This window comes from Pseudomonas sp. 32A, assembly GCF_052682255.1.
The window spans coordinates 724,212-738,122 of the sequence record NZ_JBQYLY010000001.1 but is presented as its reverse complement, the minus strand read 5'-3'; the positions used below and the strand labels follow the sequence as shown (position 1 = coordinate 738,122).

The 13,911-nt window shown below is 55.1% G+C and carries 8 protein-coding genes, 2 tRNA genes and 3 rRNA genes; all 13 read right to left on the bottom strand.

Annotation, left to right across the window (positions count from 1 at the left end):
• Positions 1–140: 140 nt before the first annotated feature.
• Complete coding sequence (locus tag ACUN0G_RS03220) at positions 141–2,444, bottom strand: PqiB family protein (RefSeq protein WP_063033188.1); 2,304 nt, start codon at positions 2,442–2,444, stop codon at positions 141–143.
• Entirely contained in the window at positions 2,437–3,060 is a 624-nt protein-coding gene (locus tag ACUN0G_RS03215) for a paraquat-inducible protein A (RefSeq protein ID WP_003214366.1), read from the bottom strand. Before ACUN0G_RS03215 ends, ACUN0G_RS03220 begins: the two co-directional genes overlap by 8 nt.
• Positions 3,047–3,706 carry a paraquat-inducible protein A gene (locus ACUN0G_RS03210; RefSeq protein ID WP_177022667.1) on the bottom strand — a complete coding sequence of 220 codons (660 nt, stop codon included), beginning with the start codon at positions 3,704–3,706 and terminating at the stop codon, positions 3,047–3,049. Before ACUN0G_RS03210 ends, ACUN0G_RS03215 begins: the two co-directional genes overlap by 14 nt.
• Positions 3,707–3,876: 170 nt before the next feature.
• A 5S ribosomal RNA gene (gene rrf, locus ACUN0G_RS03205) occupies positions 3,877–3,992 on the bottom strand.
• Positions 3,993–4,163: 171 nt separating this feature from the next.
• Positions 4,164–7,057: ribosomal RNA gene (locus ACUN0G_RS03200) — 23S ribosomal RNA — on the bottom strand.
• Positions 7,058–7,306: 249 nt separating this feature from the next.
• Positions 7,307–7,382: transfer RNA gene (locus ACUN0G_RS03195), tRNA-Ala, on the bottom strand.
• 30 nt (positions 7,383–7,412) lie between these two features.
• Positions 7,413–7,489, bottom strand: a tRNA-Ile gene (locus ACUN0G_RS03190).
• 82 nt (positions 7,490–7,571) lie between these two features.
• Positions 7,572–9,108, bottom strand: a 16S ribosomal RNA gene (locus ACUN0G_RS03185).
• The 16S, 23S and 5S rRNA genes sit together here with 2 tRNA genes alongside, the layout of an rRNA operon.
• A 544-nt stretch (positions 9,109–9,652) precedes the next feature.
• Entirely contained in the window at positions 9,653–10,273 is a 621-nt protein-coding gene (msrQ, locus tag ACUN0G_RS03180; RefSeq protein ID WP_445572667.1) for a protein-methionine-sulfoxide reductase heme-binding subunit MsrQ, read from the bottom strand.
• Positions 10,273–11,286, bottom strand: coding sequence for a protein-methionine-sulfoxide reductase catalytic subunit MsrP (gene msrP, locus ACUN0G_RS03175; protein WP_445572666.1), 1,014 nt, complete (start codon positions 11,284–11,286; stop codon positions 10,273–10,275). The genes msrQ and msrP overlap by 1 nt, the downstream gene beginning before the upstream one ends.
• 63 nt (positions 11,287–11,349) lie before the next feature.
• Positions 11,350–12,207: a CDP-diacylglycerol--serine O-phosphatidyltransferase gene (gene pssA, locus ACUN0G_RS03170; protein WP_003212123.1), complete on the bottom strand. Its 858-nt coding sequence runs from the start codon at positions 12,205–12,207 to the stop codon at positions 11,350–11,352.
• A gap of 144 nt (positions 12,208–12,351) precedes the next feature.
• Positions 12,352–13,368 carry a ketol-acid reductoisomerase gene (gene ilvC, locus ACUN0G_RS03165; RefSeq protein ID WP_003212125.1) on the bottom strand — a complete coding sequence of 339 codons (1,017 nt, stop codon included), beginning with the start codon at positions 13,366–13,368 and terminating at the stop codon, positions 12,352–12,354.
• Between the two features lie 50 nt (positions 13,369–13,418).
• Complete coding sequence (gene ilvN, locus ACUN0G_RS03160) at positions 13,419–13,910, bottom strand: acetolactate synthase small subunit (RefSeq protein WP_003176102.1); 492 nt, start codon at positions 13,908–13,910, stop codon at positions 13,419–13,421.
• Position 13,911: the final 1 nt, after the last annotated feature.

Sequence of the window (13,911 nt, the reverse complement as noted above, 5' to 3'; positions counted from 1 at the left end):
ATCTTCTGGATCGCGGCCTTTTTTTGGTGTTTTTGAGGGCCTCTTCGCGAGCAAGCCCGCTCCCACATTCAATCGGGTTCCTTCAGGGGGAACTGGGTCAAATGTGGGAGCGGGCTTGCTCGCGAAGGCCGCGCCTCGGTCTATTTGCCGAGTGGGATTTTAGGCGCCCAGGTCAGCCATTCGTCTTCAAACTTGTCGAACAGCGGGAAGGTCTGCTGGGGCCGTGCAGCGTTGCCCATGCGCTCGCCGTCCGGCGTGGCAAAGGCGATGCCGCCGGCGACCAGGGTTTCCAGGGATTCGGTGCGTACCGTCGCGCCCTTGAACAGGCCGAAGTCGAGACCGAAGCCGCTGGTGTTCCAGAACCGGCTGCCACTGCGCACCAGCGGCGCATACTTGGGCTCGATCAGGATGTGGACCAGCACGCGGTCGGCGGTCTGGCCCAGCTCGTAGCCGGTAACTTTGCCTACGGTGACTTCGCGGTAAGTGACCGGAACGCCTTCCTTCAATGAGCCACGGCGTGCGGCGCTGAGTACCAGGCTCAGGCCCGCTTCCTGATGAACGGCCTCAGGCGGTTGGTCGAGGGCAACGAAGCTTTTTTGCGGGCCGGCGTTTTTCACCGCTGGCTGCACTTCGATGTATTGACCGGTGACCAGGGTTTCCAGGTTCGACGTTTTCATCAGCCCGAGTTCAGGCTTGACCACCCAGAACTGACTGCCGGCCCGGGCGATGCGATCGGCCACTTGGGTGATGCGCGCGCTGAGCAGGACCGATTGCATGTCGGCACTCAAGTCGACGCTTTCGATCTTGCCTACATCCAGGCCTTTGAAGCGTACCGGCGTACCTGGGCGCAGGCCGTCGGCGCGGTCGACCTTGATGGTCACCAGCGTACCGTGCTGGTTGGCGGCTTCGCGGTCCGGGAACAGACGGAAACGCGGGATGCGCTTTTTCAGCGGTACATTCGGCTCCGGGGTTTCGAAGGCGATACCGCCCGCCATCAGGCTGGCCAGGGATTCGCTTTTCACCTGGATGCCACCAGTGAGTCCGCCGGTCAGGGTCACGCCGCTGGCATTCCAGAATCGGGTGGAGCCGTTGACCAGGCCTTCGTACTCTTTCTCGATATGGACGCCGATCACCAGCTGCTTGTTCTTGCGGGAGAACTGGTAGCTTTGTACGGAACCGACCTTGACCTGTTTGTAGAGGATCGGGCTGCCGACATCCAGGGAGCCGAGGTTGTCGGTGAAGAGCACCATGTGCAGGCCGGGGGAACGCAGGTCCAGTGGCGGCGCCTTGGCCCGGGCGACGTACTCCCGTTGTGGCGCGCTGCCCTTGTCGCCGGGACGGATGGCGATGTAGTTACCTTTGACCAACGCTTCCAGCCCGGTGATGCCAGCCAGGGAGATGGACGGTTTGACCACCCAGAATTGGGTGTCCTGAACGAGGTAGTCTTCGGCCAGTGGGTCGAGGGTCAGTTCGGCATTGGCGCTGGAAAGATCCGGGTCGATCTTCAGGGTCTTCAAGCTACCGACCTGGATGCCTTTGTACATCACTGGCGTGCGACCCGCCTGGAGGCCTTCGAAGTCGGTGAGTTTGACTTTGACCTTGATGCCTGCGGCGGCTGCATCAAAGTCTTCGTACAGGCGGAACGGCAGGCTCGGGTCCGTCGGCGGGCTGTCCTTGCGGTTCTCCGGCGTGGCGAAGGCGATACCGCCGGCAACGATGCTGGCCAGGGATTCACTGCGCACTTTTACGCCGGACAGGTTGGCGTCGATGCTGATGCCGCTGGCGTTCCAGAAACGCGTGTGTTTGCGCACCAGGCTGGCGTAGGTCGGCTCGATGTAGACCTTGATTTCAACGGTGGTCTGGTCTTCGGAGAGCAGGTAGCTTTTGACCTGGCCGACCTGGATCTGCTTATAGAACACCGGGCTGCCGCGGTTCAGCGAGCCGAGGCGATCAGCTTTGATCGTCAGGTGCAGGCCGGGCTTGGCGTCGGATAAGGGCGGTTCTTCGGACAGGGCCTTGAACTTGCGCGTCGGCTCGCCATCGCCCGGGCTGGCGGCGATGTAGTTACCCGAGACCAGGGTTTCCAGACCGGTGATCCCGGCCAGGCTGACGCTCGGCTTTACCAGCCAGAAGCGGGTGTTGGTCTTGAGGTATTGCTCCACATCCTTGTTCATCTCGATGGTGGCAATCACCCCACGATTGTTACCTTCGTCATCCAGGGCCAGGGTTTTCACCTTACCCACGGACATGCCTTTGTAGACCACTTCGGTCTTGTTGGCCTGGATGCCTTCGCCGCTTTCAAAGCGTACCTGAATCTCGATACCTTGCTGGTTGTACGCACGCCATCCCAACCAGCCACCGATGATCAGGGCAATCAGGGGCAGCACCCAAATGGCCGACCAGTTGGAAGCTGGGCGGGTTTTAGCCTTAGGCAAATCACTCATGGTCGTCGTCCGACTCCGTATTATCCCAAATCAGTCGGGGATCGAAAGTTACTGCGGCAAGCATCGTCAAGATCACCACACTGGCGAACGCTACGGCACCGAGATTGGCCTCGACACTGGCAAGTCGCCCAAAGTTTACGACCGCCACCAGGATGGCAATCACGAAGATATCCAGCATGGACCAACGGCCAATGAACTCGATAAAGCGGTACATGATAATGCGTTGTTGCGCGGAAAGTGGTTGGTGACGTTGCACCGAGAACAGTAACAAGCCGATGCCCACCAGTTTGAAGGTGGGCACCAGAATGCTGGCGATGAACACTACAGCGGCGATCGGGAACATGCCGTGCTGCATCAACTGGATCACGCCGGACATGATGGTGCTCGGATCGCCTTGGCCCAGGGAGCTTACGGTCATGATCGGCAACAAATTGGCCGGGATGTACAAGATGGCTGCCGTGATCAGCAGCGCCCAGGTGCGCGTCAGGCTGTTCGGACGACGGGCGTGGACCAGCGCGCCGCAACGGGTGCAGGTTTGCTCGTCGGTGTCCGGGTCTTGTTTGTTTAGTTCGTGGCATTCGGTACAGATCAGAATGCCCGCATCAATCGCCCGCATGAGCATCCTCTCCTGACAGCGCTTCCCAGATCTGGTGAGGTGACATGACCACCTCCAGCAGTATCTGGACCATTAACAGACTTACGAAGCAGGCCAGGCCCAGCCCAACGGTGATGGTGGCCATGTCGGCCAGCTTTACGATCGCCACCAGCACGCCCATCAGGTAGACCTCGAGCATCCCCCAGTCCTTGAGGTGGTGGTAGATGCGATAAAACAGCAGACCGTAGCTGCGGCCGATGTTCCAGCGGATGCTCAGCAATACCGCCAGTTGGCACAGGAGCTTGAGCAATGGAATGCCCATGCTGCAGAGGAACACCACCACGGCGACGCCTTGCATACCAGTGTCGAACAGACCGACCACGCCGGTCCACACGGTGTCCTGCGAGGACTGCCCGAGTAGATTGAGCTGCATGATGGGTAAAAAGTTCGCGGGGACGTACAACAGCAGTGCGGCAATCACTAACGCCAGGCTTCGTTCAACGACGTTGTGGCGGTGAGCGTACAGCTCGTAGCCGCAGCGTGGGCATTGGGCCTTTTCACCGCGGGCAAGCTCCGGCTTGCGCATCAACAAGTCGCACTCATGGCATGCCACGAGTTCGTCCAGCGGTAAGTCTGACGCCTCAAGGGCATCAACCGGGTCGGGCATATAGGGCTCGGACTCTAAAAAAGGTTAGGTGCCTATTCTAGTGTTCTGGTTCAGAAATAACTGTGCAAATTTGTCGGGGTGCCGCTGTATATCGAGCATGTCGGGAAAGTTTTCGACCGCCCAAAACAAAACCCCTGATTGCGTTAGCAATCAGGGGTTTTGGAATTTAATCTTGACGATGACCTACTCTCACATGGGGAAACCCCACACTACCATCGGCGATGCATCGTTTCACTGCTGAGTTCGGGATGGGATCAGGTGGTTCCAATGCTCTATGGTCGTCAAGAAATTCGGGTACTGAGTCGTGACCAGCTGGCCTCGCTTCAGCAAATTGGGTATGTGATAGCTTTCGGTGTTTGTGAGTCTCTCGAACTTTCGGTTCGTTTCGTCTTCACACACCGCAATCTGGTGCTCTTTCGCTTTTCAGCTCGAAGCCTGCAAATTGCTTGGGTGTTATATGGTCAAGCCTCACGGGCAATTAGTATTGGTTAGCTCAACGCCTCACAGCGCTTACACACCCAACCTATCAACGTCGTAGTCTTCGACGGCCCTTCAGGGAACTCAAGGTTCCAGTGAGATCTCATCTTGAGGCTAGTTTCCCGCTTAGATGCTTTCAGCGGTTATCTATTCCGAACATAGCTACCCGGCAATGCCACTGGCGTGACAACCGGAACACCAGAGGTTCGTCCACTCCGGTCCTCTCGTACTAGGAGCAGCCCCTCTCAAATCTCAAACGTCCACGGCAGATAGGGACCGAACTGTCTCACGACGTTCTAAACCCAGCTCGCGTACCACTTTAAATGGCGAACAGCCATACCCTTGGGACCGGCTTCAGCCCCAGGATGTGATGAGCCGACATCGAGGTGCCAAACACCGCCGTCGATATGAACTCTTGGGCGGTATCAGCCTGTTATCCCCGGAGTACCTTTTATCCGTTGAGCGATGGCCCTTCCATACAGAACCACCGGATCACTAAGACCTACTTTCGTACCTGCTCGACGTGTCTGTCTCGCAGTCAAGCGCGCTTTTGCCTTTATACTCTACGACCGATTTCCGACCGGTCTGAGCGCACCTTCGTACTCCTCCGTTACTCTTTAGGAGGAGACCGCCCCAGTCAAACTACCCACCATACACTGTCCTCGATCCGGATAACGGACCTGAGTTAGAACCTCAAAGTTGCCAGGGTGGTATTTCAAGGTTGGCTCCACGCGAACTGGCGTCCACGCTTCAAAGCCTCCCACCTATCCTACACAAGCAAATTCAAAGTCCAGTGCAAAGCTATAGTAAAGGTTCACGGGGTCTTTCCGTCTAGCCGCGGATACACTGCATCTTCACAGCGATTTCAATTTCACTGAGTCTCGGGTGGAGACAGCGCCGCCATCGTTACGCCATTCGTGCAGGTCGGAACTTACCCGACAAGGAATTTCGCTACCTTAGGACCGTTATAGTTACGGCCGCCGTTTACCGGGGCTTCGATCAAGAGCTTCGCGTTAGCTAACCCCATCAATTAACCTTCCGGCACCGGGCAGGCGTCACACCCTATACGTCCACTTTCGTGTTTGCAGAGTGCTGTGTTTTTAATAAACAGTCGCAGCGGCCTGGTATCTTCGACCGGCATGAGCTTACGGAGCAAGTCCTTCACCCTCACCGGCGCACCTTCTCCCGAAGTTACGGTGCCATTTTGCCTAGTTCCTTCACCCGAGTTCTCTCAAGCGCCTTGGTATTCTCTACCCAACCACCTGTGTCGGTTTGGGGTACGGTTCCTGGTTACCTGAAGCTTAGAAGCTTTTCTTGGAAGCATGGCATCAACCACTTCGTCATCTAAAAGATAACTCGTCATCAGCTCTCGGCCTTAGAATCCCGGATTTACCTAAGATTCCAGCCTACCACCTTAAACTTGGACAACCAACGCCAAGCTGGCCTAGCCTTCTCCGTCCCTCCATCGCAATAACCAGAAGTACAGGAATATTAACCTGTTTTCCATCGACTACGCTTTTCAGCCTCGCCTTAGGGACCGACTAACCCTGCGTCGATTAACGTTGCGCAGGAAACCTTGGTCTTTCGGCGTGGGTGTTTTTCACACCCATTATCGTTACTCATGTCAGCATTCGCACTTCTGATACCTCCAGCAAGCTTCTCAACTCACCTTCACAGGCTTACAGAACGCTCCTCTACCGCATCACCCGAAGGTGATACCCGTAGCTTCGGTGTATGGTTTGAGCCCCGTTACATCTTCCGCGCAGGCCGACTCGACTAGTGAGCTATTACGCTTTCTTTAAAGGGTGGCTGCTTCTAAGCCAACCTCCTAGCTGTCTAAGCCTTCCCACATCGTTTCCCACTTAACCATAACTTTGGGACCTTAGCTGACGGTCTGGGTTGTTTCCCTTTTCACGACGGACGTTAGCACCCGCCGTGTGTCTCCCATGCTCGGCACTTGTAGGTATTCGGAGTTTGCATCGGTTTGGTAAGTCGGGATGACCCCCTAGCCGAAACAGTGCTCTACCCCCTACAGTGATACATGAGGCGCTACCTAAATAGCTTTCGAGGAGAACCAGCTATCTCCGAGCTTGATTAGCCTTTCACTCCGATCCACAGGTCATCCGCTAACTTTTCAACGGTAGTCGGTTCGGTCCTCCAGTTAGTGTTACCCAACCTTCAACCTGCCCATGGATAGATCGCCCGGTTTCGGGTCTATTCCCAGCGACTAGACGCCCTATTAAGACTCGCTTTCGCTACGCCTCCCCTATTCGGTTAAGCTCGCCACTGAAAATAAGTCGCTGACCCATTATACAAAAGGTACGCAGTCACAGAACAAAGTCTGCTCCCACTGCTTGTACGCATACGGTTTCAGGATCTATTTCACTCCCCTCTCCGGGGTTCTTTTCGCCTTTCCCTCACGGTACTAGTTCACTATCGGTCAGTCAGTAGTATTTAGCCTTGGAGGATGGTCCCCCCATATTCAGACAAAGTTTCTCGTGCTCCGTCCTACTCGATTTCATGACTAAGAGATTTTCGCGTACAGGGCTATCACCCACTATGGCCGCACTTTCCAGAGCGTTCCGCTAATCTCAAAGCCACTTAAGGGCTAGTCCCCGTTCGCTCGCCACTACTAAGGGAATCTCGGTTGATTTCTTTTCCTCAGGGTACTTAGATGTTTCAGTTCCCCTGGTTCGCTCCATACACCTATGTATTCAGTGTAAGGTAACCATCTTATGATGGCTGGGTTCCCCCATTCAGACATCTCCGGATCAAAGTCTGTTTGCCGACTCCCCGAAGCTTTTCGCAGGCTACCACGTCTTTCATCGCCTCTGACTGCCAAGGCATCCACCGTATGCGCTTCTTCACTTGACCATATAACCCCAAGCAATCTGGTTATACTGTGAAGACGACATTCGCCGAAAATTCGATTCTTGCTCATAAAGAGCAACTCACAAATTTTACCTTAGCCTGATCCGTTACCAGTGAAAGTAACGCTCAGTCTATCTTTCTATCACATACCCAAATTTTTAAAGAACGATCTAATCAAAGACTAGAAATCAACATTCACCATCATAACAATGGAATGCTCATTTCTAAGCTTTCATAACGTAGAAGCAGTAGTGGTGGAGCCAAACGGGATCGAACCGTTGACCTCCTGCGTGCAAGGCAGGCGCTCTCCCAGCTGAGCTATGGCCCCGTATTTCTACAGGCGTTTCCCACACAAAATTGGTGGGTCTGGGCAGATTCGAACTGCCGACCTCACCCTTATCAGGGGTGCGCTCTAACCAACTGAGCTACAGACCCAATTTCGGGCTGCTTCTTATCGTCTTCTTCAATGAATCAAGCAATTCGTGTGGGAACTTATGGAGCAGCTGATGTCGTCGATTAAGGAGGTGATCCAGCCGCAGGTTCCCCTACGGCTACCTTGTTACGACTTCACCCCAGTCATGAATCACACCGTGGTAACCGTCCTCCCGAAGGTTAGACTAGCTACTTCTGGTGCAACCCACTCCCATGGTGTGACGGGCGGTGTGTACAAGGCCCGGGAACGTATTCACCGCGACATTCTGATTCGCGATTACTAGCGATTCCGACTTCACGCAGTCGAGTTGCAGACTGCGATCCGGACTACGATCGGTTTTCTGGGATTAGCTCCACCTCGCGGCTTGGCAACCCTCTGTACCGACCATTGTAGCACGTGTGTAGCCCAGGCCGTAAGGGCCATGATGACTTGACGTCATCCCCACCTTCCTCCGGTTTGTCACCGGCAGTCTCCTTAGAGTGCCCACCATTACGTGCTGGTAACTAAGGACAAGGGTTGCGCTCGTTACGGGACTTAACCCAACATCTCACGACACGAGCTGACGACAGCCATGCAGCACCTGTCTCAATGTTCCCGAAGGCACCAATCTATCTCTAGAAAGTTCATTGGATGTCAAGGCCTGGTAAGGTTCTTCGCGTTGCTTCGAATTAAACCACATGCTCCACCGCTTGTGCGGGCCCCCGTCAATTCATTTGAGTTTTAACCTTGCGGCCGTACTCCCCAGGCGGTCAACTTAATGCGTTAGCTGCGCCACTAAGAGCTCAAGGCTCCCAACGGCTAGTTGACATCGTTTACGGCGTGGACTACCAGGGTATCTAATCCTGTTTGCTCCCCACGCTTTCGCACCTCAGTGTCAGTATCAGTCCAGGTGGTCGCCTTCGCCACTGGTGTTCCTTCCTATATCTACGCATTTCACCGCTACACAGGAAATTCCACCACCCTCTACCATACTCTAGCTCGTCAGTTTTGAATGCAGTTCCCAGGTTGAGCCCGGGGATTTCACATCCAACTTAACGAACCACCTACGCGCGCTTTACGCCCAGTAATTCCGATTAACGCTTGCACCCTCTGTATTACCGCGGCTGCTGGCACAGAGTTAGCCGGTGCTTATTCTGTCGGTAACGTCAAAACAGCAAAGTATTAATTTACTGCCCTTCCTCCCAACTTAAAGTGCTTTACAATCCGAAGACCTTCTTCACACACGCGGCATGGCTGGATCAGGCTTTCGCCCATTGTCCAATATTCCCCACTGCTGCCTCCCGTAGGAGTCTGGACCGTGTCTCAGTTCCAGTGTGACTGATCATCCTCTCAGACCAGTTACGGATCGTCGCCTTGGTGAGCCATTACCCCACCAACTAGCTAATCCGACCTAGGCTCATCTGATAGCGCAAGGCCCGAAGGTCCCCTGCTTTCTCCCGTAGGACGTATGCGGTATTAGCGTCCGTTTCCGAACGTTATCCCCCACTACCAGGCAGATTCCTAGGCATTACTCACCCGTCCGCCGCTCTCAAGAGAAGCAAGCTTCTCTCTACCGCTCGACTTGCATGTGTTAGGCCTGCCGCCAGCGTTCAATCTGAGCCATGATCAAACTCTTCAGTTCAAACATCTTTGGGTTTTTAAGAAACCCTAAACTTGGCTCAGCAATCGTTGGTTACATCTTTGATTTCTCGCGGAGTAACTTGTGATGCTGATAATCTTGTTGACTATCAGTCTGACTCCACAAGCACCCACACGAATTGCTTGATTCAGTTGTTAAAGAGCGGTTGGTTAAGATCTTTCGTCTCAACCGAGGCGCGCATTCTACAGCAGCCCCTGTTGCTGTCAAGCGGTTTTTTTAAGAAGTTTTCAAAGTTTCCTTTGTAACTTCAACCACTTGCGCTTCCGATCTCTCGTTAGCGGGAGGCGAATTCTACAGCGTTACACGCTGCTGTCAACACCTCTTTTTCTCCGCTTTCGACCGAGAAGATCGAACCGTTAATAGAGCTAAACAACACTGCCTTACTAACTCCTTCTGGGCCTCGATGATCTGAAGCAGCTCGCTGTCGAAACCTACATAACCCTTTGTTTACCAAGGAGTTTTCCGTTTCGACTGCGCCGGAAGTGGGGCGAATTATAGACTTCCAGAATCTGCCGTCAAGGGTTAATTACGCTTTTGTTGCAGAAGATGGTTTTTTAGCAATAAGACGGGGAATCCGGCGCATTACAGGCGGCACACGCAGCACTAGAAGCAGCGCTCCTATGGATGCATAGATAGCCCATTCCTTTAGATCAGCCCGTACGATCCACAACATGTGCAGCAAACCAAGCCCGAGAATCACGTAAACCAAACGATGCAGTTTCTTCCAGCGTGCCCCAAGGCGACGCTGACTGTAGCGGTTTGAGGTGACTGCCAGCACTAATAGAGAAAGGAACCCTAAGGTACCCACAATAATGTAAGGCCGCTTCCGCAGCTCGACACCCAACTGCGACCAATCCAACCCAAGGATAAACACACAGTAAGCAGCAAGATGCAAAACCACATACGCAAAGCACCACAGCCCCAGCTGCCGTCGCACAGCAATCCACCCCGCCCAACCACTGAGTTTCTGCAGCGGCGTCATGCACAGAGTGATCAGCAGTAGAATCAGGGTCCCAAGCCCGAGCCGATCCATCAGCACCTTCCCCGGGTCAGGCCCCAAAGCAAAACTCCAGGCCTCGTACAACCAGAACAGCGGCCACACCGCCGCTGCTATAAAGACGCTTATGCGCCACACCGGGTAGCGCATCAATAGTTCTTCCGCAGATCAAGGCCCGTATATAGAGAGGCAACTTCATCGGAGTAGCCGTTGAACATTTGCGTCTCACGCACATTGGGACTGAACAGCCCACTGGGCAAACGCCGCTCCCGCGCCTGAGTCCAGCGCGGATGGTCGACGGTAGGATTCACGTTCGCATAAAACCCATACTCACTCGCCGCAATGCTTTGCCAGGTGGTTTTCGGCTGTTCGCTGACGAGGCTGATGCGCACGATCGACTTCACGCTCTTGAATCCATACTTCCATGGCACCACCAACCGCAACGGGGCACCATTCTGATTTGGCAATTCCCGCCCATACATCCCTACCGCCAGAATCGCCAGGGGATTCATCGCCTCATCCAGTCGTAGCCCTTCTACATAAGGCCAGTCGATCAAAGCGAAGTTGGAGCGCTGCCCCGGCATGCTCTTGGGATCCTGCAGGGTTTCAAAGCGGATGTATTTGGCCTTGGAGGTCGGCTCGACGTGCTTGAGCAATTCCGAAATAGGGAAACCCATCCACGGAATCACCATCGACCACGCCTCTACGCAGCGCAGTCGATAGATTCGCTCTTCCAACTGATACGGCTTCATGAAGTCTTCAAGCGCGTAACGCCCGGGCTTGGCGACCTCACCATCGATCACCACGCTCCACGGCTCAGTCTTCAGAGACCCGGCATTCGCCGCCGGATCGCCCTTATCCGTACCAAACTCATAGAAGTTGTTGTAATGGGTCGCATCCTTGAACGGAGTGATCGCCTCATCCTTGACGGTTACCGCCTGCCATTTCGTACCTGGCAGCTTTTCGGCAAACCATCCAGGCGCCTTGCCCGGTTCGACATCCGCGTAACGCGCAGCATCATCCGCACGGGCCCAACGCGGCAGGCTGCTGGCAGCAAGGCCGGCAAGCGCACCACCGAGCAAGCTGCGGCGAGAGAAATAGAGGGATTCAGGCGTGACGTCCGATTCTTTGCAATCAGACGCTTTGGGGAACTTGATTAACATGGCAACTCCGCAGCTTTGGAGGACAGATGCACCAATAGACTGCGGAGTATGGGGGAAATTACATTAAGGCAACGTTTTGCGCTGACGAAGATGCAGCAAGTACTGCACCGGGCCGGACGCGGCATAGACGAGGAACGCCAACAGCAGGATTCGCGGCGGGTCACTGAAGACCACGGCGAACACCAGCACCACTGCCAGGATGGCCACAAACGGCACGCGCCCCTTGAGGTCCAGCTCCTTGAAGCTGTTGTACTTGATGTTGCTGACCATCAGCATGCCGGCCGCCGCGACCATCAAGGCCACCAGGAATGACATCTTCGAGCCCTGGATACCGTAGTCGCTGAATGCCCAGACAATACCGGCTACCACACCCGCCGCAGCCGGGCTGGCCAAGCCAATGAAGTAGCGCTTGTCGGCGGTCCCTACCTGAGTATTGAAGCGCGCCAGACGCAATGCCGCGCCAGCCACATAGATGAAGGCGACCATCCAGCCGACTTTGCCCATGTCACCCAGCGCCCAGGCGAATGCGAGCAACGCCGGCGCCACACCAAAGGCAACCATGTCCGACAGCGAGTCGTACTCGGCACCGAAGGCACTCTGGGTGTTGGTCATACGCGCCACACGCCCATCCAGGCCATCAAGGACCATGGCAACGAAGATAGCAATTGCGGCGAAACCAAAGTACTTGCTGGCCCCGGCAGCATCGCCGGCCGCCAATGCACTCTGGGCGCTCATGGAATTGATGATGGAGTAGAACCCCGCGAACAGGTTCGCAGTGGTAAACAGATTGGGCAGAAGATAGATGCCACGATGCCGGACTTTACGGCCTTCAGCATCGTGCCCTTCTTCGACATGTTCATCGATCGGTAGCAGGCTTTCGGCGTCAGAGGCCTGGTTTGGCTCTTCGGGACGTTCGCTCATGGACTTTACCTTGCAACGGTGTGAAAAATTTCGACAGAAACTTGCGGCGAGTGTTCGCCCGCAAACGATGCAGCTTTATACCAGAACCTGCCCCGCAAACGAAAAAACGCGGCCTAAGCCGCGTTTTCCCTTGATACGTACGACTTAGTTTTTGGCTTTGTCGACGATCTTGTTGGCACCGATCCACGGCATCATGGAGCGCAGTTGCTCGCCGATGATTTCGATACCGTGAGCGGCGTTGTTACGACGCTTGGCGGTCATCGAAGGGTAGCCGGTTGCACCTTCGCTGATGAACATTTTGGCGTATTCGCCGTCCTGAATACGTTTCAGGGCGTTGCGCATGGCCTGACGGGACTCGGCGTTGATCACTTCCGGGCCAGTCACGTACTCGCCGTATTCGGCATTGTTGGAGATCGAGTAGTTCATGTTGGCGATACCGCCTTCGTACATGAGGTCAACGATCAGCTTCAGTTCGTGCAAGCATTCGAAGTAGGCCATTTCTGGCGCGTAGCCAGCTTCAACCAGGGTTTCGAAACCGGCTTTGACCAGTTCAACGGTACCGCCGCACAGAACGGCTTGCTCGCCGAACAGGTCGGTTTCAGTCTCGTCCTTGAAGGTGGTTTCGATGATGCCGGTACGACCGCCACCAACGCCAGCAGCGTAGGACAGTGCAACGTTTTTGGCGTTGCCCGAGGCGTCCTGGTAGATCGCGATCAGGTCAGGGATGCCGCCGCCTTTGACAAACTCGGAACGCACGGTGTGGCCCGGTGCTTTCGGAGCGATCATGATCACGTCGAGGTCAGCGCGTGGCACAACCTGGTTGTAGTGGATCGCGAAGCCGTGGGAGAAGGCCAGGGTGGCGCCTTTCTTGATGTTCGGCTCAATTTCGTTCTTGTACAGCGCGGACTGGAATTCGTCCGGGGTCAGGATCATGACCAGGTCGGCAGCAGCAACAGCGGAAGCAACGTCAGTCACTTTCAGGCCGTGAGCTTCAGCCTTGGCAACAGTGGCCGAGCCTTTACGCAGGCCGACAGTCACGTCAACGCCGGAATCTTTCAGGTTGCACGCTTGAGCGTGGCCCTGGGAACCGTAGCCGATGATGGCGACTTTTTTGCCCTGGATGATCGACAGGTCACAATCTTTATCGTAATAAACTTTCATGAGGTTCCTCTATATATCCAGGCCGTTTAAGGCCATTCGCTAAATTTGAGTTAGATGCTGAGTACTTTGTCGCCACGAGCAATCCCGGTGACGCCACTGCGTACAGTTTCCAGAATCGAGGCCGTCCCGATCGACTGGATGAAGCTGTCCAGCTTGTCGCTTGTACCGGTCAGTTGAACGGTATAAACGCTGGCGCTCACATCGACGATCTGCCCGCGATAAATGTCGGTAGTGCGCTTGATCTCGGCCCGTTGTGCACCCGTGGCCTTGACCTTGACCAGCATCAGCTCACGCTCGATGTGGGCACTCTCCGACAAGTCGACCAGCTTGACCACTTCGATCAGCTTGTTGAGGTTTTTGGTGATCTGCTCGATCACCTCATCATGGCCAACGGTGGTCAAGGTCAGACGCGACAAGGTCGGGTCTTCGGTCGGCGCCACGGTCAGGCTTTCGATGTTGTAGTTGCGTTGCGAAAACAGTCCGACCACACGTGACAGAGCGCCCGGTTCGTTCTCCAGAAGCAGGGAGATAATGTGCCGCATG